The sequence below is a fragment of the Caulobacter soli genome (assembly GCF_011045195.1).
Taxonomy (GTDB): Bacteria; Pseudomonadota; Alphaproteobacteria; order Caulobacterales; family Caulobacteraceae; genus Caulobacter; species Caulobacter soli.
This window is the reverse complement of sequence record NZ_CP049199.1, coordinates 4775189-4796210: the sequence shown is the minus strand read 5'-3', so window position 1 is coordinate 4796210 and position 21022 is coordinate 4775189. Positions and strand designations below refer to the sequence as shown.

Annotated in this window: 25 protein-coding genes and 1 other RNA gene; 15 read left to right on the top strand and 11 right to left on the bottom strand. The window is 68.7% G+C overall.

Annotated features, from left to right (window positions below):
- Positions 1-148: 148 nt before the first annotated feature.
- Both G3M62_RS22365 and G3M62_RS22360 read left to right on the top strand, forming a co-directional pair.
- Positions 149-889 (top strand): 3-deoxy-manno-octulosonate cytidylyltransferase, encoded by a 741-nt coding sequence (locus G3M62_RS22365; RefSeq protein WP_165190746.1) that lies wholly within the window; start codon positions 149-151, stop codon positions 887-889.
- Positions 886-1734 carry a prephenate dehydratase gene (locus G3M62_RS22360; RefSeq protein WP_165190745.1) on the top strand — a complete coding sequence of 283 codons (849 nt, stop codon included), beginning with the start codon at positions 886-888 and terminating at the stop codon, positions 1732-1734. The genes G3M62_RS22365 and G3M62_RS22360 overlap by 4 nt, the downstream gene beginning before the upstream one ends.
- A 179-nt stretch (positions 1735-1913) precedes the next feature.
- Here G3M62_RS22360 and G3M62_RS22355 read toward each other — a convergent pair whose 3' ends face one another.
- Positions 1914-2780 carry an aldo/keto reductase gene (locus G3M62_RS22355; RefSeq protein ID WP_165190744.1) on the bottom strand — a complete coding sequence of 289 codons (867 nt, stop codon included), beginning with the start codon at positions 2778-2780 and terminating at the stop codon, positions 1914-1916.
- Positions 2781-2975: 195 nt separating this feature from the next.
- Here G3M62_RS22355 and G3M62_RS22350 point away from each other — a divergent pair, with 195 nt between their 5' ends.
- The gene (locus tag G3M62_RS22350; RefSeq protein WP_165190743.1) at positions 2976-3395 is read left to right on the top strand and encodes an MAPEG family protein; all 420 of its coding nucleotides are present in this window, start codon (positions 2976-2978) and stop codon (positions 3393-3395) included.
- A 161-nt stretch (positions 3396-3556) separates the two neighbouring features.
- Here the strand turns inward: G3M62_RS22350 and nudC are convergent, their stop codons facing one another.
- Positions 3557-4501 carry an NAD(+) diphosphatase gene (nudC, locus tag G3M62_RS22345; RefSeq protein ID WP_165190742.1) on the bottom strand — a complete coding sequence of 315 codons (945 nt, stop codon included), beginning with the start codon at positions 4499-4501 and terminating at the stop codon, positions 3557-3559.
- 103 nt (positions 4502-4604) lie between these two features.
- Between nudC and ffs the strand changes: the two genes are divergently transcribed.
- The 7 genes from ffs to def all read left to right on the top strand — a co-directional run bounded on the left by ffs (position 4605) and on the right by def (position 10276).
- Positions 4605-4697, top strand: an RNA gene (gene ffs, locus G3M62_RS22340) — signal recognition particle sRNA small type.
- Between the two features lie 84 nt (positions 4698-4781).
- Complete coding sequence (locus tag G3M62_RS22335; protein ID WP_165190741.1) at positions 4782-6647, top strand: DNA polymerase III subunit gamma/tau; 1866 nt, start codon at positions 4782-4784, stop codon at positions 6645-6647.
- 134 nt (positions 6648-6781) lie between these two features.
- A complete protein-coding gene (locus G3M62_RS22330) occupies positions 6782-7111 on the top strand; it encodes a YbaB/EbfC family nucleoid-associated protein (RefSeq protein WP_165190740.1) in 330 nt (109 codons plus the stop codon).
- A gap of 31 nt (positions 7112-7142) precedes the next feature.
- The gene (locus G3M62_RS22325; RefSeq protein ID WP_165190739.1) at positions 7143-7562 is read left to right on the top strand and encodes an SPFH domain-containing protein; all 420 of its coding nucleotides are present in this window, start codon (positions 7143-7145) and stop codon (positions 7560-7562) included.
- Positions 7562-8164, top strand: a complete 603-nt coding sequence (recR, locus tag G3M62_RS22320; RefSeq protein ID WP_028037346.1) for a recombination mediator RecR — start codon at positions 7562-7564, stop codon at positions 8162-8164. Before G3M62_RS22325 ends, recR begins: the two co-directional genes overlap by 1 nt.
- A 178-nt stretch (positions 8165-8342) precedes the next feature.
- A complete protein-coding gene (locus G3M62_RS22315; protein ID WP_165190738.1) occupies positions 8343-9629 on the top strand; it encodes a DNA recombination protein RmuC in 1287 nt (428 codons plus the stop codon).
- 125 nt (positions 9630-9754) lie between these two features.
- On the top strand, positions 9755-10276 hold the full coding sequence (def, locus tag G3M62_RS22310) for a peptide deformylase (protein WP_165190737.1): 522 nt from the start codon (positions 9755-9757) through the stop codon (positions 10274-10276).
- A 117-nt stretch (positions 10277-10393) separates the two neighbouring features.
- Here the strand turns inward: def and G3M62_RS22305 are convergent, their stop codons facing one another.
- Entirely contained in the window at positions 10394-10753 is a 360-nt protein-coding gene (locus G3M62_RS22305; RefSeq protein WP_165190736.1) for a cell surface protein, read from the bottom strand.
- 102 nt (positions 10754-10855) lie between these two features.
- Here G3M62_RS22305 and fmt point away from each other — a divergent pair, with 102 nt between their 5' ends.
- Positions 10856-11782 carry a methionyl-tRNA formyltransferase gene (gene fmt, locus G3M62_RS22300; protein ID WP_165190735.1) on the top strand — a complete coding sequence of 309 codons (927 nt, stop codon included), beginning with the start codon at positions 10856-10858 and terminating at the stop codon, positions 11780-11782.
- Positions 11782-12531, top strand: a complete 750-nt coding sequence (truA, locus tag G3M62_RS22295) for a tRNA pseudouridine(38-40) synthase TruA (protein ID WP_165190734.1) — start codon at positions 11782-11784, stop codon at positions 12529-12531. The genes fmt and truA overlap by 1 nt, the downstream gene beginning before the upstream one ends.
- 189 nt (positions 12532-12720) lie before the next feature.
- Here truA and G3M62_RS22290 read toward each other — a convergent pair whose 3' ends face one another.
- Both G3M62_RS22290 and dapE read right to left on the bottom strand, forming a co-directional pair.
- The gene (locus tag G3M62_RS22290) at positions 12721-13641 is read right to left on the bottom strand and encodes a glutaminase (protein WP_165190733.1); all 921 of its coding nucleotides are present in this window, start codon (positions 13639-13641) and stop codon (positions 12721-12723) included.
- Positions 13642-13657: 16 nt separating this feature from the next.
- Entirely contained in the window at positions 13658-14821 is a 1164-nt protein-coding gene (dapE, locus tag G3M62_RS22285; RefSeq protein WP_165190732.1) for a succinyl-diaminopimelate desuccinylase, read from the bottom strand.
- A gap of 52 nt (positions 14822-14873) precedes the next feature.
- Here dapE and G3M62_RS22280 point away from each other — a divergent pair, with 52 nt between their 5' ends.
- The 3 genes from G3M62_RS22280 (at position 14874) to G3M62_RS22270 (ending at position 16575) form a co-directional block, all read left to right on the top strand.
- Entirely contained in the window at positions 14874-15365 is a 492-nt protein-coding gene (locus tag G3M62_RS22280) for a cupin domain-containing protein (RefSeq protein WP_165190731.1), read from the top strand.
- Positions 15366-15457: 92 nt separating this feature from the next.
- Entirely contained in the window at positions 15458-15973 is a 516-nt protein-coding gene (locus G3M62_RS22275) for a glycoside hydrolase family 108 protein (protein ID WP_165190730.1), read from the top strand.
- Positions 15974-15981: 8 nt separating this feature from the next.
- The gene (locus G3M62_RS22270; protein ID WP_165190729.1) at positions 15982-16575 is read left to right on the top strand and encodes a hypothetical protein; all 594 of its coding nucleotides are present in this window, start codon (positions 15982-15984) and stop codon (positions 16573-16575) included.
- Positions 16576-16627: 52 nt separating this feature from the next.
- On the opposite strand, the gene dapD is transcribed toward G3M62_RS22270, so the two are convergent.
- From dapD to lovK, 6 genes are all read right to left on the bottom strand, one after another.
- Positions 16628-17476, bottom strand: coding sequence for a 2,3,4,5-tetrahydropyridine-2,6-dicarboxylate N-succinyltransferase (gene dapD / locus G3M62_RS22265; protein ID WP_165190728.1), 849 nt, complete (start codon positions 17474-17476; stop codon positions 16628-16630).
- Position 17477: 1 nt separating this feature from the next.
- Positions 17478-18137 carry a pyrimidine 5'-nucleotidase gene (locus G3M62_RS22260; RefSeq protein WP_165190727.1) on the bottom strand — a complete coding sequence of 220 codons (660 nt, stop codon included), beginning with the start codon at positions 18135-18137 and terminating at the stop codon, positions 17478-17480.
- On the bottom strand, positions 18134-19048 hold the full coding sequence (gene argB / locus G3M62_RS22255; RefSeq protein ID WP_165190726.1) for an acetylglutamate kinase: 915 nt from the start codon (positions 19046-19048) through the stop codon (positions 18134-18136). Before argB ends, G3M62_RS22260 begins: the two co-directional genes overlap by 4 nt.
- A 73-nt stretch (positions 19049-19121) precedes the next feature.
- Positions 19122-19397: a SemiSWEET family sugar transporter gene (locus tag G3M62_RS22250; RefSeq protein ID WP_165190725.1), complete on the bottom strand. Its 276-nt coding sequence runs from the start codon at positions 19395-19397 to the stop codon at positions 19122-19124.
- On the bottom strand, positions 19398-19862 hold the full coding sequence (locus G3M62_RS22245; RefSeq protein WP_165190724.1) for a response regulator: 465 nt from the start codon (positions 19860-19862) through the stop codon (positions 19398-19400).
- 18 nt (positions 19863-19880) lie between these two features.
- Positions 19881-21002: a photosensory histidine protein kinase LovK gene (lovK, locus tag G3M62_RS22240; RefSeq protein WP_165190723.1), complete on the bottom strand. Its 1122-nt coding sequence runs from the start codon at positions 21000-21002 to the stop codon at positions 19881-19883.
- Positions 21003-21022: the final 20 nt, after the last annotated feature.

The following is a 21022-nucleotide window of genomic DNA, read 5'->3' as shown; positions in this document are numbered from 1 at the left end:
ACCAGCCTCTTGGGGGCCGTCTGATCGACAGGCCCGAATCCGCGCCCGGAGGTTTCCCCCGTGCGCTCCATGTTGCGCTCGCGTCTCTTACACGCTACCGCCCGGGGCGCAACCGGGCAGCAACGGTTTTGACCCGCAACGGCCTCTCATGAACCCTATCGTCGTCATTCCGGCCCGCATGGCGGCCACTCGCCTCCCGGACAAGCCGTTGGCCGACATCGGCGGCGTGTCGATGATCGTGCGCGTGCTGCGCCAGGCCCAGGCGGCGGGAATCGGTCCGGTGGCGGTGGCGGCGGGCGACATTTCGATCGTCCACGCGGTCAAGAAGGCCGGCGGCCTGGCGGTTTTGACCGATCCAGGCCTGCCTTCGGGCTCCGACCGCATCCTGGCCGCGCTGGAGGTCCTCGACCCCGAACGCCGCCACGACGTGGTCATCAACCTGCAGGGCGACATGCCGTTCGTGCAACCGTCGGTGCTGAGCGCCTGCGCCGACCTGCTGAGCGCCCATCCCGGGTGCGATATCGCCACCGTGGTGGCGCCCGAAGCCTCGCCCGCCGACCGCGCCAACCCCGACGTGGTCAAGGCCGTGCTGGCCATGGAGCAGGACGGCCTGTCGGGCCGGGCGCTCTATTTCACCCGCTCCACCCTCTATGGCGACGCCCCCGTCTGGCGCCACATCGGCATCTACGGCTATCGCCGCGCCGCGCTGGAAGCCTTCAACGCCGCCCCGCCCTCGCCGCTGGAGAAGCGCGAAAAGCTGGAACAGCTGCGGGCCATGGAGCTGGGCCTGTCCCTGCGCGCCGCCGTGGCCGCCGAGGCCCCGATCTCGGTCGACAATCCCTCTGATCTCGAAGCGGCGCGCGCTTATGCGGCCGGAAAGCCAGCATGAGCATCCTCAAGAAGATCGCCTTCCAGGGCGAGCCCGGCGCCAACAGCCACGAGGCCTGCCGGACGTACTTCCCGGACTACGAGGCCGTGCCCTGCGCCACCTTCGAGGAGGCGTTCGAGGCCATCAAGACCGGCGCCTGCCAGCTGGGCATGATCCCGATCGAGAACTCGATCGCCGGCCGGGTGGCCGACGTCCACCACCTGCTGCCCTCTTCGGGCCTGAAGATCATCGGCGAGCGCTTCAAGCCGATCCGCTTCCAGCTGATGGCCAATACGGGCGTGACGCTGGAGACGGTGAAGATCGCCTGCTCGATGCCGATCGCGCTCAGCCAGTGCCGCCAGAGCCTGAAGAAGCTGGGTCTGGCCCACGAGAGCGCCGGCGACACGGCGGGCGCCGCCAAGGCCCTGGCGCTGAAGCCCGACCCGACCCGCGCCGCCGTGGCTCCCGCCCTGGCCGCCGAGATCTACGGCCTGGACATCCTGGCCCGCGACATCGAGGACGCGCGCAACAACACCACGCGCTTCCTGGTGATGACCGCCGAGAAGTCGCCCGAACCGCCGCCGTTCACCCACCGCTGCGTGACCAGCTTCGTGTTCAAGGTCCGCAACCTGCCGGCCGCGCTCTACAAGGCCCTGGGCGGCTTCGCGACCAACGGCGTCAACATGACCAAGCTGGAAAGCTACATGGAGGGCGGGGCCTTCACGGCCACCTTCTTCTACGCCGAGGTCGACGGCCGGCCGGAGGATCGCCCACTGGCCCTGGCGTTCGACGAGCTGAAGTTCTTCTCCGACAAGTTCGAGATTCTGGGAGTCTATCCGGCGGACCCGTTCCGGGATCGGGTCTGATCCTGAAACCTTCTCCCTTGCGGGAGAAGGTGTCGGCGAAGCTGGCGGATGAGGGTCGATAAACGCAAAAGCCGCGACCGGCCTTTCGGCTGTCGCGGCTTTTCTGGTCTTCAACCCCTCACCCGACCCCGCGTTGCGGGGCCACCCTCTCCCGCAAGGGGAGAGGGAGACGGATCAGCTTAGGCCTTCGCCGCCTTGTCCAGGGCCGCGAAGTCCTCGTCCGACAGGGTGATCCCGGCCGCGGCGACGTTGTCCTCCAGGTGCTTGACCTTGCTGGTGCCGGGGATGGGCAGCATCACCGGGCTGCGCTTGAGCACCCAGGCCAGGGCGATCTGGCTGGGCGTGGCGCCGGTCTTGTGGACGATCGCGTCGAGCACGCCGCCGGGCTTGGCCAGGTCGCCCGAGGCCAGCGGATACCAGGGAATGAAGCCGATGCCCTCGGCCTCGCAGTGGTCGAGCACCGCCTCGCTGGTCCGGTCGGTCAAGTTGTAGAGGTTCTGCACCGTGGCGACCTTGAAGTGCTTCTGGGCCGCCTGGATCTCCTCGACGCTGACCTGGCTGAGGCCCGCGTGGCGGATCAGGCCTTCCTTCTGCATGTCGGCGATCACCCCGAACTGCTCGTCGCGCGGCACCTTGGCGTCGATGCGGTGCAACTGCCACAAGTCGATGCGCTCGATCTTCAGCCGGCGCAGGCTCATCAGCACGCACTGGCGCAGATATTCCGGACGGCCGACGGGCGGCCAGGCGCCGGGGCCGACGCGGGTCAGGCCGCCCTTGGTGGCGATCACGCTCTTGGGGTAGGGCGCCAGGGCTTCGGCGATCAGGTCCTCGCTGACGAACGGGCCATAGCTGTCGGCGGTGTCGATGAAGTCGACCTCCAGCTCGGGCAGGCGCTTGAGCACGCGCAGGGCCTCGTCACGGTCCTCCGGCTCGCCCCAGATGCCCGGGCCGGTGATCCGCATGGCGCCGAAGCCCAGGCGGTTGACGGGAAGGTCGCCGCCGATGCGGAACTGGCCGGAAGCGGCGGCCGAGGGCGTGGTGGTCATGTTGGGAAACTCCGTTCACGGGTCGACAGGCAGGTGGGAACGCACGGCCACGCTCGCGAGCGCGCCCCGGTCATTTCGAGGCTGGACGACAAAAACCTGGCTGTATTGTGCAATCCTGCCGCAGCGGCATGCTTTGCGATAACAACGTTCCGCGTCTAGCCTTCCCAAAACACAAGGTCTGGGGAGGGCCGTACGATGAACAACACGCTGGTCGCGCCGGTGATGGCGCTGGTGGCCTGGTCGCTGGTGATGTGGCTGTGGATGTACGTTCGCCGCCTTCCGGCGATGAGCAAGGCCGGGGTCAAGCCGCAGGACGCGGCCCATCCCGGCAGCCTGAACAGCTTGCCGCCCGGCGTTCGCGCGGCGGCCGACAACTACAATCACCTGATGGAGCAGCCGACCATCTTCTACGCCGCCGCCCTGGCCATCCAGGTGGCCGGCCATGCGGACGGCTGGGCCCTGCACCTGGCCTGGCTCTATGTGGCGCTGCGGGTGGTCCACAGCCTGGTGCAGGTCAGCGTCAACGCCGTGACCCTGCGGTTCCTGGTGTTCTCGCTGTCGACGATCGTCCTGGCGGTGATGGTGGTGCGGGAGCTGATGAGGTTGGTTTCGTAAGGCCGAGCCTTAGTCCAACTAAAGCCTCCCCCTGTGGGGGAGGCGATCGCGCAGCGATCGGTGGGGGGAGTATTAGGATCGAGATCCGGGTTGTGGTCGTTGGCCGATCACTCCCCCCTCCGTCGCCCTTCGGGCGACACCTCCCCCACAGCGGGAGGCTTTTAAGCTTCCGACTCCGCCCAGGCCTTGATCAGCTGGTGCGCGATCGCCAGCGGCGGGGGCGCGAAGAAGCCTTCCATCTGCCCGCTGATCAGGGCCCTGGCCTCGTCCTTGGTGAACCACTTGACCGCTTCCAGCTCGGTCTGGTCGGGAGCGGCTGTGTCGCTGTCGACGTCGGCCATCAGGCCCATCATCAGCGACGAGGGCCAGGGCCAGGGCTGGCTGGAGTGGTAGCGAACGGCCGTGGCGGTCAGGCCCGCCTCCTCCATCAGCTCGCGCGCGCAGCCTTCCTCGATGGTCTCGCCGGGTTCGATGAAGCCGGCCAGGGCCGAATACATGCCCGGAGGCCAGGCGGCCTGGCGGCCCAGCAGGCATCGGCCGTTGTGCAGAGCCAGCATGATCGCCACCGGATCGGTGCGCGGGAAGTGCTCGGCCTGGCAGGAGGGGCATTCGCGCTTCCAGCCGCCGTCGATGACCTTGGTCTCCTGGCCGCAGTTGCTGCACCAGCGGTGCTTGCGGCGCCATTCGAACATCGACTTGGCGGTGGCCAGGATGCCGGCGTCGGGCGGCGGCAGGGTGGGGGCGATCCCGCGCAGGTCCTCGAACCGGCCCAGGCCCTGCAGCGGTCCCTCGGCCGGATCGGCCCCGCCCTCCAGGTCGACGGCGAACACCGCGATGTCCTTCCACAGGCCGAGGAACAGCAAGCGCTCGGGCGTGCCGGCCAGGTCCTTGGCCATGTCGGCGCGCAGATAGGCGATCTGGGCGCCCGTCACCTTGCCGTCCTCGCCGAGGATATCCTCGACCAGCGGCTTGCCGTTCCAGATGGCCACGGCCAGCGAGTGCGGGTCGTCGGCCTTCTCGGCCAGCCAGGATTCGTCGCCCCGGCGTTCGCTGGCGCGGTCCAGCGGATTGCCGGCGAAGATGTTGGTGATGATCGAAAGGGCCATGATGATTCTGTAGCATCCGCGACGAAGAGTCGTCACGGGGCCGCGCCCAATCTCGCATTCAGTGTCTTGCATCCGTCACGATGAGTCGCGATATAGGCCTCGGAGATCGGTGACGGGCGGAGTCCTCGCCAACCTGGTCAGGGCCGAGAGGCAGCAGCCACAACGAGTTTCGCTCCGGGTCGTCTGCCGGTCTCCACCTTTCCCCACATTCTGACAGCAATGCGCCCTCAAGTACGGGCCGAGCCTTTTGCTGTGGGCTACGGCGCACTACACTCCGAGCATGGCCGACCACGACGACCTCACGACCGATTCCGCGCCGCCGTGGGACGAAGAACCCGCTGAACGCGACGAGAACACCGCCGACATCTTCGGAGGGCCGCCTGTGGAGGCGACGCCGCCCGTCGTCGCGACTCCCGCCGCCACGCCCGTCGCCGCCGAACCGCTGTCCGACGCTCCCCAAGAAGAGTCCGGCGCCGCCTACACCGTGCTGGCGCGCAAGTACCGGCCGCGCACCTTCGAGGACCTGATCGGCCAGGAGGCCATGGTCCGCACCCTGGCCAACGCCTTCTCCACCGGCCGCATCGCCCACGCCTTCATGCTGACCGGCGTGCGCGGGGTGGGCAAGACCACGACCGCCCGTCTGCTGGCCCGGGCCCTCAACTACGAGACCGACACCGTCCACCAGCCCTCGGTCGACCTGACCGTCGAGGGGCGCAACTGCCGCTCGATCATCGAGGGTCGGCACATGGACGTGCTGGAACTGGACGCCGCCAGCCGCACCAAGGTCGACGAGATGCGCGAGCTGCTGGACGGGGTGCGCTACGCCCCGGTCGAGGCGCGCTATAAAGTCTACATCATCGACGAAGTGCACATGCTGTCGACAGCGGCGTTCAACGCCCTGCTGAAGACGCTGGAAGAGCCGCCGCCGCACGCCAAGTTCATCTTCGCCACCACCGAAATCCGCAAGGTTCCGGTGACCATCCTGTCGCGCACCCAGCGCTTCGACCTGCGCCGGGTCGAGCCCGACGTGCTGGTCAAGCACTTCGGCAAGATCGCCGCCAAGGAAGGGGCCAAGGTCGAGGAAGACGGCCTGGCCCTGATCGCCCGCGCCGCCGAGGGTTCGGTGCGCGACGGCCTGTCGCTGCTGGACCAGGCCATCGTCCAGGGCGAGCGCGGCTCGACCGTCACCGCCGCCGTGGTCCGCGACATGCTGGGCCTGGCCGACCGCGGCCAGACGATCGCCCTGTTCGAGAACGTCATGAGCGGCAAGCCGGGCGACTCGCTGACCGGCTTCCGCGCCCTGTGGGGCTTTGGCGCCGATCCGGCGGTGGTCATGCTGGATCTGCTGGACCACTGCCACGCGTCTTCCGTGGCCAAGGCCCTGGGGCCGGACGCCCTGTCCATGCCCAAGGAGCAGGCCGCGCGCCTGACCGCGATCGGGGCTCAGACCTCGGCCGGCACGCTGTCGCGCCTGTGGCAGATGCTGCTGAAGGCCCATGAGGAAGTGCGCCGCGCGCCCGACGCCATGGCCGCGGCCGAGATGGCCCTGATCCGCCTGTGCTACGCGGCCGATCTGCCCGGTCCCGAAGAAGCGCTGAAGGCCCTGCGCGACGGCTTGCCGGTCGGCGGCGGTCCGGGCGGTGGCGGTGGCGGCGGCGGTTCGCTGGGCGGCGGAGGCGGCGGCGGGGCCGTCAACGCCCAGGCCCGGGTGATGGCCGCGCCGGCCACCCAGGCCGCGCCGACTCTCGCTTCGTTCGAAGACGTCGTGAAGCTGATCGCCGAGAAGCGCGACATCGGCTTGCGCCTGGACGTCGAGCAATATGTCCGCCCGATCAGCTTCCGGCCTGGGGCGATCACCTTCGAGGCCGCCCCCGGGGCGCCTGGCAACCTGGCCGGCCGTCTGGTCCGCGCGCTCAAGGAATGGACCGGCCAGCCCTGGCTGGTCGCGGCCGAGGGCGGCGGCGGGGCCGAGAGCCTGCTCGAGCGCCAGAAGCGCGAGGAGAAGGAAGAGATGGCGGCGATCCGCTCGGATCCCTTCGTCGCCTCGGTGCTGGACGCCTTCCCGGGGGCCGAGATCGTCGAGGTCCGCAAGATGATGACGCCCGAGGCGCCGCCGATCGAGCCGGACGAGGTCGAAGACCTCTAGGCTCATTATATCCGTCTTCCCGGCGAAGGCCGGGACCCAGATTCATCCGGGGCCGTTGGTGGGTTTCACCTGGGCCCCGGCCTTCGCCGGGGAAACGGACTTGTTTCGTCCTCGGAGCTTATGGAGTTGAACCCATGAAAGACCTCGGCGGCCTGATGAAGCAGGCCCAGGCCATGCAGCAGAAACTGGCCGACGCCCAGGCGCGGCTCGCCGAGCTGACCGTCGACGGCACCGCCGGCGGCGGCATGGTCACCGTCACCCTCAAGGGGTCGGGCGAACTGGCCAAGGTGGTGCTGGACGAAAGCCTCGTCGAGCCGGGCGAGGGCGAGGTGATCGCCGACCTGATCGTCGCCGCCCACGCCGACGCCAAGCGCAAGCTCGACGCCCAGCAGGCGCAGATGATGCAGGAAGCCGCTGGTCCCATGGCCGGCATGATGGGCGGCCTGCCCGGGATGAAGTTCTAGGCGCCAATCGGATCAACGGGGGATGCTGAGCATGCGCGGATTGGGTTTTCTCGGGATCGGCCTGGTCCTGCTGATCATCGTCGGCCTGCTGATCGGCTGGCCACAGTACAGCGTCTTCGCGGCGCGCAAGCACGGCGAGGCCGAACTGGCCCGAGCTACCCAGAACCGTCAGGTTAGGGTGCAGGAGGCATTGGCCAAGTTCGAGGCCGCCGACTACGACGCCAAGGCCGAGGTTCGCCGCGCTCAGGGTGTCGCGGCGGCCAACAAGATCATCGCCGAGAGCTTGGGCGGTCCCGAGGGTTACCTGCGCTGGCGCTATATCGAGATGCTGCAGGAGACCTCCGAGAAAGGGGGTCACCAGATCATCTATCTGCCGACTGAGGCGGGTTTGCCGCTGCTGGAAGCTGGTCGCCGTCCGCAGCCGCTGACTGCGCCGCACAAGGACGACTGATGGCCGCATCCGCCGGACCCGAGATCGAGCGGCTGATCGCTCTGCTGTCCAAGCTTCCGGGCCTGGGGCCGCGGTCGGGCCGGCGCGCGGCCCTGGCCCTGCTGAAGAAGCGCGACACCCTGCTGGCCCCGCTGGCGGCGGCGATCGTCGACGCCCAGGCCAAGGTGCGCACCTGTTCGGTGTGCGGCTCGCTGGACACCTCCGATCCCTGCGCCGTCTGCTCGGACGCCACCCGCGACAACCGTCTGCTGTGCGTGGTCGAGGAGGTCGGCTCGCTATGGGCCATGGAGCGCGGCGGCTCGTTCAAGGGCCGCTATCACGTGCTGGGCGGCCTGCTGTCGGCCCTGGACGGGGTCGGGCCCGAGGCGTTGCGGGTGGGCGAACTGCTGGGCCGGGCCAGCAACAGCGAGATCCAGGAGGTCATCCTGGCCCTGCCGGCCACGGTCGACGGCCAGACCACGGCGCATTACCTGGCGGATCGTCTGGCGCCGACCGGCGTGTCGGTGACGATGCTGGCGCGGGGCGTGCCGGTGGGCGGGGACCTGGACTGGCTGGACGACGGGACGATCGCCCAGGCGTTGAGGGCGCGTAGGCCGGCTTAGTTCAAGCCTCCCCCCGTGGGGGAGGCGATCGCGTAGCGATCGGTGGGGGGAGTTTTAGGGTCGCCGATCCTGAATGCTGCCTGCCAATCCCTCCCCCCTCCGTCGGCTTCGCCGACACCTCCCCCATAGGGGGAGGCTTTGGCTTCCCCGATCCCCCGACTCCGGCTAAGAACGGAGCATGAACTTCTCTGATCCGTTCCTGATCCTCGCCCTCGTCCTGCTGCTGGTGGCCATCGTCGCGGCGGCGGTCGCCATCTGGGCCATGGGCCGCGCCGCGCGCGCCGAGGCCAAGGCCTGGGACCTGAACGCCAAGCTCATCCAGGCCGACGAGCGAGCCCGGCTGCTGGAGGATCAGACCGCCACGCAAGGCGAGCTGATCCGCGCCCAGGCCGCCCAGCAGGCGACCATGACCGCCAACACCGTGGCCGAGGCGCTGATCAAGCGCACCGAGGAGAACTTCAAGAGCCGCGAGCTGCTGTCGCAGGCCCGCCTCGAAGCCCAGCTCAAGCCCGTGGCCGAGACCCTGGCCAAGTTCGAGGCCCAGGTCACCGCCGTCGAAAAGGCCCGCGCCGAAGAGACCGGCGGCCTCAAGGCCCAGATCAACGCCCTGATGGAGGCCTCGGTCGCCACCCAGTTCGAGGCCCGCAAACTGTCGGCCGCCCTGCGTCGCGGGGCCGGCGTCCAGGGCCGCTGGGGCGAGCAGACCCTGCGCAACGTGCTGGAGGCCGCCGGCCTCAACAACCGTTTCGACTTCGAGGAACAGTTCAGCGTCGAGAGCGACGAGGGCCGCCGTCGTCCCGACGTGAAGGTCAAGATGCCGGGCGGCGGGGTGTTCGTCATCGACGCCAAGTGCTCGCTGAACGCCTTCCTCGAGGCCCAGGAAGCGACCGAGGACCATCTGCGCGAAAGCGCCCTGGCCCGCCACGCCGCCAGCGTCCGCGCCCACATGCAGGGGCTTTCCGCCAAAGCCTATTGGGACCAGTTCGCCAGCGAGGGCTCACCCGACTTCGTGGCCATGTTCGTGCCCGGCGACGGCTTCCTGGCCGCGGCGCTCGACCGCCTGCCCGACCTGATGACCGAGGCCATGGATCGCCGGGTGCTGCTGGTCACCCCGACCACCCTGTTCGCGCTCTGCAAGGCCGTGGCCTATGGCTGGCGCGCCGAGGACCAGGCCAAGAACGCCGCCAACATCGTCGCCGTGGGCCGCGAACTCTACAAGCGCATCGCCGTGATGGGCGCCCACGCCGGCTCGGTGGGCAAGGCGCTGGAGGCGGCGGTCGGCCGCTACAACCAGTTCGTCGGCTCGCTGGAAAGCCAGGTCCTGACCCAGGCCCGCCGCTTCGAGGACCTGTCGGTGGACCACGAGGGCAAGGAGATCACCGAGCTGACGCCGGTCGAGGGCGCGGTGCGGCCGTTGATCAAGCTGGCGGCGGACGAGACGCCGAAGCTGCAGGCCAAATCGTAGCGCTTCTTTTCTCCGCTCATCCCGGCGTTCGCCGGGACGAGCGGATTTTGAAAGCGGCGTGACCGCCAGCCGCGCCCTTCCGTCGCCTTGACCCCGGGCGGCGCTGCCCTTACCTGAGCGATATCATGGCCATCCGTCGCATCCTCACCGTCGATAACGCCGCCGATCTGGCGATCCTGAAGCAAGTCTCCAAGGACGTGCCCGCCGTCGACGACGCCCTGCGCGCGCTGATGGATGACATGCTGGAGACCATGTATGACGCCCCCGGCATCGGCCTGGCGGCCGTGCAGGTCGGCGAACTGGTCAACGTGATCGTCATGGACCTGGCCCGCGAGGGCGAGGAGCCGGCCCCCCGCTACTTCGTCAATCCGAAGATCACCTGGGAGTCCGAGGAGCTTTTCGAATACGAGGAAGGCTGCCTGTCGGTGCCCGAGGTCTACGACGCGGTCGAGCGTCCCGCCAAGGTCAAGCTCACCTACCTGAACTACAAGGGCGAGGCCGTCGAGGAAGAGGCGCAGGACCTGTTCGCGGTCTGCATCCAGCACGAGATGGATCACCTGAAGGGCGTGCTGTTCATCGACCACCTATCGCGCCTCAAGCGCGACCGGGCCATCAGCAAGGTCAAGAAGGCGCGCCGCGCGGCCTAGTCAGGCCGGGGACATGCCCTTGGGCGCGTCCCCAAATCATGGCGTGGCGGCGGCTATAGCTTCCGAAATGCGCTGAGCCGGTGGGGACACGCACAAGCGCATGTCCCCGATCGTCATCTACTTCGTTGCCTCGTGGACGTCCTGCTTGGCCTTCGTACCGGCCTTCTTGGCGTCGGCGTTGATGTCGGCCGCCGCTTCCTTGGTCTCGACGCCCGCCTTGGCGCCGGCTTCCTTGGCCTTGTCGACGGCCTCGCCGGCCGCGACCTTGGCGTCGGCGGCGGCTTCCTCGGTGCTTTCCTTCAGCGCCGTGCCGGCTTCCTTGACGTCGGGATCGTTCTTGATGTCGGTGGCGGCCTGCTTGATCTCGCTGCCGGCGGCCTTGGCGCCTTCCTTGATCTGGGTGGCGTGCTCGTCCGAGCAGGCGGCCAGCGACAGGGCGGCCAGGCCGGCGACGGCGAAGAGAGTGACGGAGCGCATGGCGTTTCCTCCTGGAAATAGGGTCGCCCATAGAACGGCGGTCTACGGTGTAGGTTCCGACTCCAGCTTTCCCCCGCGACGCAGGCCGTCTAAACCCTCGCCATGCGCCTCGCCTTTCTCGGAACGCCCGAATTCTCCGTCGCCTGCCTGGCCGAGCTCGTCGCCGCCGGCCACGAGATCGCCTGCGTCTATTCCCAGCCGCCCGCCCCGCGCGGTCGCGGCCAGGACCTGAAGCCCTCGCCGGTCCACGCCTTCGCCGAGAGCCTGGGCCTGCCGGTGCGCACGCCGGTCTCCATGAAGACGGCCGAGGAGATCGAGGCCTTCCGCGCGCTCGACCTCGACGCCGCCGTGGTCGTGGCGTTTGGCCAGATCCTGGTGGCCGAAGTGCTCGACGCCCCGCGCCTGGGCTGTTTCAACCTGCACGCCAGCCTGCTGCCGCGTTGGCGCGGCGCCGCGCCGATCCAGCGGGCGATCATGGCCGGCGACGCGGTGACTGGCGTCCAGGTGATGCGGATGAGCGTGGGCCTGGACGAAGGCCCGGTGCTGATGGGCGAGCAGGTGCGGATCGACGCCCTGGAGACCGCCGGGACCCTGCACGACAAGCTGGCCGCCGTCGGCTCGCGCATGCTGCCCGTCGCCTTGGCCGCCATCGAACGCGGCGGGGCGCGCGAGGTCCCGCAGAGTGAAGACGGCGTCACCTACGCCAAGAAGATCAAGTCGGCCGAGGCCCGCATCGATTGGACCCGTCCGGCCGCCGAGGTCGACCGCCACATCCGAGGCCTGTCGCCATTCCCGGGCGCTTGGTTCGAGGCGCCGAGCGACAAGGGGCCGGTGCGCGTGAAGGCCCTGCTGTCGCGCGTCGAGGACGCCGAGGGCGCGCCCGGCGCCGTGCTCGACGACGCCCTGCTGATCGCTTGCGGAGAGGGCGCCGTGCGCCTGCTCAAGGCTCAGCGCGAGGGCAAGGGCGTCCAGGAGGCGGAAGTCTTCGTGCGCGGCTTCCCGCTGGCGACGGGCGCGGTCCTGGCCTGATGCCCCGCTACCGCCTGACGATCGAATATGACGGCCGGCCCTATAACGGCTTCCAGGCCCAGGCCTCGCAGCCGTCGGTGCAGGGCGCGATCGAAGCGGCGGTGAAGGCCTTCAGCGGCCAGGCGATCCGCATCGCGGCCGCCGGGCGCACCGACACCGGCGTCCATGCCACGGCCCAGGTGGTGCATGTGGACCTGGAGCGCGACTGGCCGACCGAGACGGTGATGAACGCGCTGAACGCCCACCTGGTGCGCGAGGCGGTCAGCGTGCTGGACGCGACGGTCGTGTCCGACGACTGGCACGCCCGGTTCTCGGCCAACGAGCGCCGCTACCTCTACCGCATCCTCAACCGCCGCGCCCCGCCGGCCCTGGAGGCGGGCAAGGTCTGGCACGTCAAGAAGCCGGTCGACGCCGAGGCGATGCACGTGGCCGCCCAGCATCTGGTCGGGCTGCACGACTTCACCACCTTCCGCGACATGGCCTGCCAGGCCAAGTCGCCGCTCAAGACCCTGGACGTGGCTCGGGTGCTGCGGGTCGGCGACGAGGTCCATCTGGTGTTCGAGGCCCGCTCCTTCCTGCATCGCCAGGTGCGGTCGATGGCCGGCACCCTGGCCGAGGTCGGGGTCGGGCGTTGGACCGCCGACGACGTGCGCGCGGCGCTGGAGGCCAGGGACCGCACGGCCTGCGGGCCGGTCGCCCCGGCCGATGGGCTGTACCTGACCGGCGTCGGCTACGAGGGCGAAGCCTAGCGGCGCCTGGCGCGCTCGGCGCGCGCCGTCTGGATCTGGCCGAACGCCAGCGCCGCCATGAAGGCGCCGAAGGCGACGAGCACGAGGATGAGGAAGGGGCCCATGGAAGCTCTCCGTTACTGGAACGGTGAAGCTTCCCCGGCCGCCTTGGGAGCGACCTTGATCTGGCTCAAGACTAGGTAGACGCCCTTACAGCACCGAGCAGTTGGTCAGCTGGCTGAACCGTTCCAGCGCCACCGTCCCCACCACCGAGGTGCCGAAGCGGTCCAGCTCCGGCGACCACACCGCGATCGCCGCCTTGCCCGGCACGATGGCGACGACGCCGCCGCCGACGCCGCTCTTGGCCGGCAGGCCGACGCGATAGGCGAAGCTGCCGACGCTGTCATAGATGCCGCAGGTCAGCAGCAGGGCGTTCAGGCGCCGGGTCAGGCGCTCGGGAAAGATCGTCTCCTCGACGATCGGCGAGAAGCCGCCGGCCGCCAGGGGCAGCATGGCGCGGGCCAGCTGCCGGCAGCTCATGGTCAGGGCGCACTGGCGGCAATAGGCGGCGACCACGGCCTCCGGATCGTGCGTGATCGTGCCCTTGCCGCGCATCAGGTTGGCGATGGCGCGGTTCTGCCAGGCGTTGGCCAGCTCGGACGCCGCCACCGCCTCGTCGATCTCGACCTTCTCGCCGGCCAGGAAGCCCGCGAAGCCGCGCACCAGGGCTGGCGGATCCTTGAACACGTCCATCAGCTGGTCGCAGACCGCGATGGCCCCGGCGTTGATGAAGGGGTTCCTCGGCACGCCCTCTTCGGATTCCAGCTGGGAGAGATGGTTGAACGGCGTGCCCGACGGCTCCTTGCCCACCCGCGTCCAGACCTCGTCGCCGAAGCGGTTCAGCGCCAGGCCCAGGGAGAACACCTTGGTGATGCTCTGGACCGAGAAACCCTCGTCGGCGTCGCCGATCACCGCTTCCTGTCCGCCGATCGTGCGCACGGCCATGCCGAACTTGGTCGGCGTCACATTGGCCAGTTCGGGGATGTAGTCGGCGGTCCGCCCTCGGCCGAAGTACGGCTTCACCAGCACGGCCACCTCGGCCAGGATGTCGGCGATCGAAAGCTCGTCCATCGCCGCTCCGGGTCGTCTAGGCCGCGAAGGCCGCGAAATAGCGGCCGATCAGGGCCTGGTAGATGTCAGCCAGGGCCTCGACTTCATCAACCGGGACCCGCTCGTCGACCTGGTGCATGGTCGAGCCGACCAGGCCGAACTCGACCACTGGGCACAGGCTGCGGATGAACCGCGCGTCGCTGGTGCCGCCGGTGGTGGACAGCTCGGGCACGCGGCCGGTGGCGTCGCCGACGGCGGCCACGATCACGTCGGTGAAGGCCCCCGGCTGGGTCAGGAAGGCCTCGCCGCTGATCTTGCACAGCGCCTCGACCCGGCCCGAAAAGCCCTCGGCGGCCTCGCGGCACTCCTGCTCGATCCAGGCCTGCAGGTCCTTGCCCTGGTGGGCCGGATTGAAGCGGATATTGACCCGGGCCTTGGCGCTGGCGGGGATGACGTTGGTGGCGGTGTTGCCGACGTCGACCGTGGTGACTTCCAGGTTCGAGGGCTGGAAGCCTTCGTAGCCGTCGTCGAGCACGCGCGATTGCAGGCGGCTCAGGATGTCGACCATCACCGGGATCGGGTTGGCGGCGCGGTGCGGATAGGCCACGTGGCCCTGCTTGCCGTCCACGGCGATCCAGGCGTTGATGCTGCCCCGCCGGCCGATCTTGACCATGTCGCCCAGCAGGTTGGCGCTGGTGGGCTCGCCGACGATGCAGTGGTCGATGACCTCGCCCTCGGCGGCCAGGGCCTGGACGACGCGAACGGTGCCGTCCTCGGCCACGCCCTCCTCGTCGCCGGTGATCAGGAAGCTGAGCGAGCCGGGCAGGTCTTGCGGCAGGCGCGAGACGGCGGCGACGAACGCGGCGATGGCGCTCTTCATGTCGACCGCGCCGCGGCCGTACAGCACCCCGTCCTTGATCTCGGCCTCGAAGGGGCCGGCGGTCCAGGCCGCGTCGTCGCCGACCGGCACCACGTCGGTGTGGCCCGCGAAGCAGAGGTTGGGGCGGGCTGCGCCGCGCTTGGCGTAGAGGTTCTCGATCTCGCCGAACTTCATGCGGCGGCAGTTGAAGCCCAGGGCTTCCAGCTGGCGCTGCAACACGTCCATCGCGCCTTCGTCGGCCGGGGTCACGGACGGGCGGCGGATCAAGGCCTGCGCGAGCGCGACGGGATCCAGGACGAGGGAGGGGCTGTTGTCACTCATTGTCCTGGCTTTAGGCTCCCCTGGCGCCTGACGCAAACCCGAGAACGCCGCCATGCCGAAGATCGACATTCCCATCGCCCCCACGCGGGTCGGGACCGACTACCCACCGCCGCACGACGCGCCGTGCCGGGAGCGTCGGCGATGGGCCCTGGGCGACGCGGCCGGGCTGGATCAGTTCGGCGTCAACCTGATGCGCCTGCCGCCGGGCCAGTGGAGCAGCCAGCGCCATTGGCATAGCGCGGAAGACGAGTTCGTCTGGGTGGTCGAGGGCGAGGTGGTGCTGGTCGAGGACGCCCAAGGAGAAGGTGGCGGCGAGACGATCCTGCGGCCCGGCGACTGCGCGGGCTTCAAGGCCGGGGTCGAAAACGGCCACCACCTGGAGAACCGTTCCGACCGCGAGGCCGTGCTGCTGGAGATGGGCTCGCGCCGGCCGGACCGGGACACCTGCACCTACAGCGACATCGACATGGTCGCGCGGGCGGGCGAGGACTTTTATCGGCGTCGCGACGGGACGCCTTATCGGCCCGACAGCGAGTCGCGATGAACGCAATGGGCGAGACTAAACATGAAGCGCAACTATTGAGTTATTGAATAACGCTGTTATCCTATCGGCTTCTCACGGCATCGGGGGACGCCATGACGGATGACGAAATTCTCGACCGCGTGCTCTTGTACGAGGGCGGCTATGTGAACCACGCCAACGACAAGGGCGGGGCCACGAACTTCGGCGTCACGGCGGCGACCTTGGGCGCCTGGCGCAACCTGGGCCGCAAGGCCACGTCGGACGAGGTTCGCGACATGAGCCGGTCCGAAGCGATCGCCATCTACAAGGACCGCTACATCACCCAGCCTGGCTTCGGCGTGATCACCGACGGCAATCTGAAGATGATCGTCATCGACTGCGCGGTGCTCTACGGACCCAGGCGCGCGACGATCTGGCTTCAGACGGCGCTGGGCGTCAGCGCCGACGGCGCGATCGGCAACCAGACCACCACGGCCCTGGCCAAGGCCGATCCCAAGATCGTGGGGCGGTCGATCCTGAGCCAGCGGGTCAAGCGGATCCACGCCCGAGTCGCCGAGGACCCGACCCAGGCGGTGTTCCTGAAAGGTTGGCTGAATCGCGCCAACGACCTGCTGAAATACGCCGCCTGAGGTCCGCCATGAGCCTGGAAAACATCAAGACCAAGATCGCCGCCGATGCGCCGGTCCTGTCGGCCCTGCTGGGCGGCGCGATGAGCGCCACCGCCCTGGAGGCCTTGGGCCGATCGGTCGCGGGCGACGCCGAGGCCACGGCCGACGAGGTCGACAAGGCCCTGGACGGGGCGACGGGTCAGACCGCCAAGGTCCAGTCGGCCGAGACCGAGCTGCTCAACGCCCTGGCCCAGGCCGCGCCGGCCCCGGAGGCGGTGGAGGATTTCGGCAAGCGGCTGGACACTCTGGTCTCGCTGGAACAGACGGCCGCCAAGGATCGTGAAGGCGCCCGCGTGCGTCAGTTGCAGGCGAAGGATTGGTGGACCAATCCATTGCTGGCCATACTCGTCACGCTCGGCTTTTTCGGCGTGATAGCCCACGCCTTGACGACTCCGACCTCGAATCCTCTGGCTCAGACATTGCTCGGCGTATTGGGCACGGCCTGGATTTCGATCATCGGATTCTATTTCGGCTCGAGCGTCGGCTCCAAGGAGAAGACGGCCATCCTGGCGTCCGAGCATGCGGCGAACGCCGGCCCCTCGTCGACCATCGGGCCGCGATAGGGTGTGATCAGGCTGACGGGCGGGACCGCGCTGGCCCCGCCCGTCGTCCGGCTTAGTCCCGCAGCAGGTCGTTGATCGAGGTCTTCGAGCGGGTCTTGGCGTCGACCGTCTTGACGATCACGGCGCACGACAGGCTGGGGCCGCCGTTCTTGTCGGGCAGGCTGCCGGGCACGACGACGCTGTAGGGCGGCACCTTGCCGATGTGGATCTGGCCGGTGGCGCGGTCGACGATCTTGGTCGAGGCGGAGATGAACACGCCCATCGACAGGACCGAGCCCTCGCCGACCACCACGCCCTCGACGACTTCCGAGCGGGCGCCGATGAAGCAGTCGTCCTCGATGATGGTCGGGTTGGCCTGCAGGGGCTCCAGCACGCCGCCGATGCCGACGCCGCCGGAGAGGTGGACGCGCTTGCCGATCTGGGCGCACGAGCCGACCGTCACCCAGGTGTCGACCATGGTGCTGTCGTCCACGTAAGCGCCGATGTTCACGAACGACGGCATCAGGATGACGTTCTTGCCGACATAGGCGCCGCGACGGACGATCGAGCCGGGCACCGCGCGGAAGCCGGCGGCCTCGAACTGCGGCGCTTCCCAGCCGTCGAACTTGTTGGGCACCTTGTCCCACCACGGGCCGACCGCGCCGCCCATCGTGCCGGCGCGCATGATGGCGTTGGGGTTGAGGCGGAACGACAGCAGCACGGCCTTCTTCAGCCATTGGTGGGTGGTCCACTCGCCGTCGATCTTTTCCGACACCCGGGCCTTGCCGGCGTCGATCAGCAGCAGGGTTTCCTCGACCGCCGTGCGCACCGGACCGGTGGTGGCGGTGGAGACGCCGTCGCGGGCCTCCCAGGCGGCTTCGACTTCGGTCTGCAGGTCGGCGAGGGTGAGGGCGGCGGTCATGTCAGGCTTCCTTCAGGCGCGCCGAGGTCAGGAACCCGGCGAGGTCGTGCGTGCGGTGATGGACGAAATCGGCGGTCGAGGCGGCCGCGTGGGCGCCGACCAGGATCGTGGTCATGCCCAGCAGGGCGGCGGGGGCGAGGTTCTTCTCGCTGTCCTCGAAGAAGGCCGCGACCTTGGACGTCACGTTATGGCGGGCCGTCATCTTCTCGAACGTGGCCATGGCCGGCTTGGGCAGATAGTCGGCGGTCTCGATCGCGAAGGTGTCCTCGAACAGGTCGTCCAGGCCGAGGCGCCCCAGCACCCGCTCGGCGTGACCGATCGAGCCGTTGGTGAACACCAGGCGGCGGCCGGGCAGGCGCAGGATGGCCTCGCGCAGGGCCCCGTCGGGCGTCAGGCGGTCCATCGAGACGTCGTGCACCTCGTCCAGGAACGCCTTGGGCTCCATGCCGTGGTGCATCATCAGCCCGGCCAGGGTGGTGCCGTGCTCGGTGTAGTAGCGCTTCTGCAAGGCCTTGGCCTCGTCGCGGGGCAGGCCCGTGAAGCGCGTCACGAAGTCGGTCATCCGGCCCTCGATCAGGGCCATGTACTCGGACTCGGCCGGATAGAGGGTGTTGTCCAGGTCGAAGAGCCAGGTCTCGACGTGGGTGAGGTCGGCCGTCATTTCGAGATCAGCGTACCCGCGCCGTGCTCGCTGAACAGTTCGACCAGCATGGCGTGGGGACGGCGTCCGTCCAGGATGACCACGGCCTCGACGCCGTTCTCCACCGCGTGGATGGCGTTCTCCAGCTTGGGGATCATGCCGCCGCTGGCCACGCCGCTGGCGATCAGGCCGCGGGCCTCTTCGATCGTCATCTGGCGGATCAGCTGGCCGTCGCCGTCCAGCACCCCGGCGATGTCCGTCAGCATCAGCATCCGCTTGGCCTTCAAGGCGCCCGCCAGGGCGCCGGCCACGGTGTCGGCGTTGATGTTGAAGGTCTGGCCCTCGGTGGAGACGCCGATAGGGGCGATCACCGGGATGTAGTCGGTTTCCGAGGTCAGCAGGGCCTGGATGATGTGCGGGTCGACCTTGGTCGGCTCGCCCACGAAGCCCAGGTCGACGACCTGCTCGATATTGCTGTCCGGATCCTTGCGGATGCGGGTCACCTTCTCGGCGGTGATCATCCGAGCGTCCTTGCCCGACAGGCCCACGCCGCGCACGTCAGCCTCGGCGCCGGCCAGCGTGATCCAGTTGGCGATTTCCTTGTTGATGGCGCCCGACAGCACCATCTCGGCCACTTCCATGGTGGCCTCGTCGGTGACGCGCAGCCCATCGACGAAGGTCGACTTGACGCCGGCCTTGTCGAGCATGCGGCTGATCTGCGGGCCGCCGCCGTGCACCACCACGGGGTGGACGCCCAGCAGCTTCAGCAGCACGGCGTCGGCCGCGAACACCTTGGCGACCTCTTCCTGGCCCATGGCGTGACCGCCGTATTTGATCACCACCGTCTCGCGGTCGTAGATCTGGATATAGGGCAGGGCTTCGGCCAGGGTCTTGGCGGTGGCCCAGCCCGCTTCCTCGGCGACGTCGGTCAAGGCGGCGGTCCTGTAAGGCGAAAGGCGCGCTTCGATAGCGGACCCCGTCCCCCCTGTCACGCGTCGCTTGAAATCATCGCGGGTGGCGGCTGAACCGCCACTTCAACGCCAGCACCGCGCCCGACATCAGCAGGCAGGCGGTGTTGGAGGCGATCACCGGCCAGGCCTTGATCAGCACGCCATAGGCGACCCAGCAGCAGAAGCCGGCGACGGTGACCAGATAGGTCCGCAGCGACACCGATTCGGCGTCCTTCTCCTTCCAGATCTTGACGATCTGCGGCGCGAAGCTGGTGATCGACAGTAGGGCGGCGGCGGTGCCGACGACCGAGGCGATAAGGGGAACGCCCACCTAGCTGGCGCGCGGCAGGACGGTCAGGCCCCAGCGCTCGGCATAGGCCGGCGATAGCTCCAGGCCCACCGGCGGCGGACCCGGCGCACGGCCTTCGCGCAGGCAGATGGTCAGATAGGACAGGGCGGTCTTCACCCCGTGCTCGGAATAGGGCTTGCCGATCACCCCGCAGGCGCCGGCGAAGTCGTCGGGCAGGCGCTTGACGTTGGCGGTCATGAACAGGGCCACGCCGCCGCAATCGTCATGGATCGAACGGGCCACGTCCACGCCCGTCGGGCCGTCGCGCAGGTGGACGTCGACGAGAGCCAGGTCGGGGCGCAGGTCGCTGGCCATGGCCATGGCCTCGTCCGAACTCATCGCCATGCCGACGGGATGGCAGCCGACCTCTTCGACCAGGAACTCCAGCTCGGTGGCCAGCAGGACCTCGTCTTCCACGATCAGCACGTCGAGCGGACGCTCGTTCATCACCAAATCCAACCTAACTCAGTGATGAACGCCATTGACCGGCAGGTGCACCACGACGCGGGTTCCAGGATCGGCGGGCGTGGTCTGGGATCGCGCTTTCAGCTGCTGGCAGAGCAGCTGAACGATGGTCAGACCGAATCCGCCCGACGATGCGGAATTCTCCACACCAACGCCGTCGTCGGCGATTTCGATCCGGAATTCCGCGTCCTGGCGGGTGAGGCCGACGAAGATCTCGCCGACGCGACCGTTCAGGCTCTCGGGCGGAAAGCCGTGGCGCAGGGCGTTGGAGAACAGCTCGCTGATCACCAGGGCCAGGGGCGCGGCCTTGGAGGCGGCGATGTCGACGCGCTCCAGGTCCAGACGCACCTTGATGTCGTCGCGCCGGGCCGAGCCCATCATGTCACTGACCAGGTCGCGCACGAAGGCCGAGACGTCGAAGCGCTCGACGTCCTCGTTCTGGAACAGGCGGCGGTGGACGGTGGCGATGGCGCTGACCCGCTCCAGCATGCCGCGCAGGCTGTTCTTGACCGCCGGGTCGGTGACGCGGCGGTTCTGCAGCAGCAGTAGGGACGAGATGAGCTGGAGGTTGTTCTTGACCCGGTGGTCGACCTCGTGGAGCAGGGCGGTCTTCTGCTCCAGCGCCTGGGTCAGTTCGCGGGTGCGCTCGGCCACGGCCGCCTCCAGGCGATCGCGGACGTCGCCCAGCTCGAACTCGGCGCGCTTCTTGTCGCTGACGTTCAGTTGCGAGGCGAAGAAATAGACGATCTCGCCGGCCTTGCCGCGCACGGGCGACAGGTAGAGGGCGTTCCAGAACGTCGTGCCGTCCTTGCGGTAGTTCAGGATGTCGACCGCGATGTCCTCGCCCTCGGCGATGGCCTGGCGGAGGCGGTCGACCTGGTCGCGGTCGGTGTCGGGTCCCTGCAGGAAGCGGCAGTTGCGACCGATGACCTCGTCGCGCTGATAGCCGGTCAGGGCCAGGAAGGCGTCATTGGCGAAGATGATCGGGTTGTCGGCCTGGCGGGCGTCCGTGACGATCATCGCCATGCGCGTGGCGCGGATCGCCGCGGCGAAGGGGTCGCCCGCGCCATGTTCGGCGTTCAGGGCTTCGGCCGCGCGTTCCGACCTCAGAATATCCGTCATACGTGAATGGCCCGACCCTG

Excerpts from the sequence above, each read along its gene's own strand:
- G3M62_RS22335 (WP_165190741.1), top strand. The coding sequence starts at position 4,782 with ATGGCCGACCACGACGACCTCACGACCGATTCCGCGCCGCCGTGGGAC.
- G3M62_RS22245 (WP_165190724.1), bottom strand. The coding sequence starts at position 19,862 with ATGAACGAGCGTCCGCTCGACGTGCTGATCGTGGAAGACGAGGTCCTG.
- G3M62_RS22315 (WP_165190738.1), top strand. The coding sequence starts at position 8,343 with ATGAACTTCTCTGATCCGTTCCTGATCCTCGCCCTCGTCCTGCTGCTG.
- nudC (WP_165190742.1), bottom strand. The coding sequence starts at position 4,501 with ATGGCCCTTTCGATCATCACCAACATCTTCGCCGGCAATCCGCTGGAC.
- recR (WP_028037346.1), top strand. The coding sequence starts at position 7,562 with ATGGCCGCATCCGCCGGACCCGAGATCGAGCGGCTGATCGCTCTGCTG.
- G3M62_RS22290 (WP_165190733.1), bottom strand. The coding sequence starts at position 13,641 with ATGGACGAGCTTTCGATCGCCGACATCCTGGCCGAGGTGGCCGTGCTG.
- G3M62_RS22325 (WP_165190739.1), top strand. The coding sequence starts at position 7,143 with ATGCGCGGATTGGGTTTTCTCGGGATCGGCCTGGTCCTGCTGATCATC.
- G3M62_RS22365 (WP_165190746.1), top strand. The coding sequence starts at position 149 with ATGAACCCTATCGTCGTCATTCCGGCCCGCATGGCGGCCACTCGCCTC.
- G3M62_RS22270 (WP_165190729.1), top strand. The coding sequence starts at position 15,982 with ATGAGCCTGGAAAACATCAAGACCAAGATCGCCGCCGATGCGCCGGTC.
- G3M62_RS22360 (WP_165190745.1), top strand. The coding sequence starts at position 886 with ATGAGCATCCTCAAGAAGATCGCCTTCCAGGGCGAGCCCGGCGCCAAC.
- dapE (WP_165190732.1), bottom strand. The coding sequence starts at position 14,821 with ATGAGTGACAACAGCCCCTCCCTCGTCCTGGATCCCGTCGCGCTCGCG.
- G3M62_RS22305 (WP_165190736.1), bottom strand. The coding sequence starts at position 10,753 with ATGCGCTCCGTCACTCTCTTCGCCGTCGCCGGCCTGGCCGCCCTGTCG.
- G3M62_RS22350 (WP_165190743.1), top strand. The coding sequence starts at position 2,976 with ATGAACAACACGCTGGTCGCGCCGGTGATGGCGCTGGTGGCCTGGTCG.
- def (WP_165190737.1), top strand. The coding sequence starts at position 9,755 with ATGGCCATCCGTCGCATCCTCACCGTCGATAACGCCGCCGATCTGGCG.
- G3M62_RS22260 (WP_165190727.1), bottom strand. The coding sequence starts at position 18,137 with ATGACGGCCGACCTCACCCACGTCGAGACCTGGCTCTTCGACCTGGAC.
- G3M62_RS22330 (WP_165190740.1), top strand. The coding sequence starts at position 6,782 with ATGAAAGACCTCGGCGGCCTGATGAAGCAGGCCCAGGCCATGCAGCAG.
- G3M62_RS22280 (WP_165190731.1), top strand. The coding sequence starts at position 14,874 with ATGCCGAAGATCGACATTCCCATCGCCCCCACGCGGGTCGGGACCGAC.
- fmt (WP_165190735.1), top strand. The coding sequence starts at position 10,856 with ATGCGCCTCGCCTTTCTCGGAACGCCCGAATTCTCCGTCGCCTGCCTG.
- G3M62_RS22355 (WP_165190744.1), bottom strand. The coding sequence starts at position 2,780 with ATGACCACCACGCCCTCGGCCGCCGCTTCCGGCCAGTTCCGCATCGGC.
- dapD (WP_165190728.1), bottom strand. The coding sequence starts at position 17,476 with ATGACCGCCGCCCTCACCCTCGCCGACCTGCAGACCGAAGTCGAAGCC.
- G3M62_RS22275 (WP_165190730.1), top strand. The coding sequence starts at position 15,458 with ATGACGGATGACGAAATTCTCGACCGCGTGCTCTTGTACGAGGGCGGC.
- lovK (WP_165190723.1), bottom strand. The coding sequence starts at position 21,002 with ATGACGGATATTCTGAGGTCGGAACGCGCGGCCGAAGCCCTGAACGCC.
- truA (WP_165190734.1), top strand. The coding sequence starts at position 11,782 with ATGCCCCGCTACCGCCTGACGATCGAATATGACGGCCGGCCCTATAAC.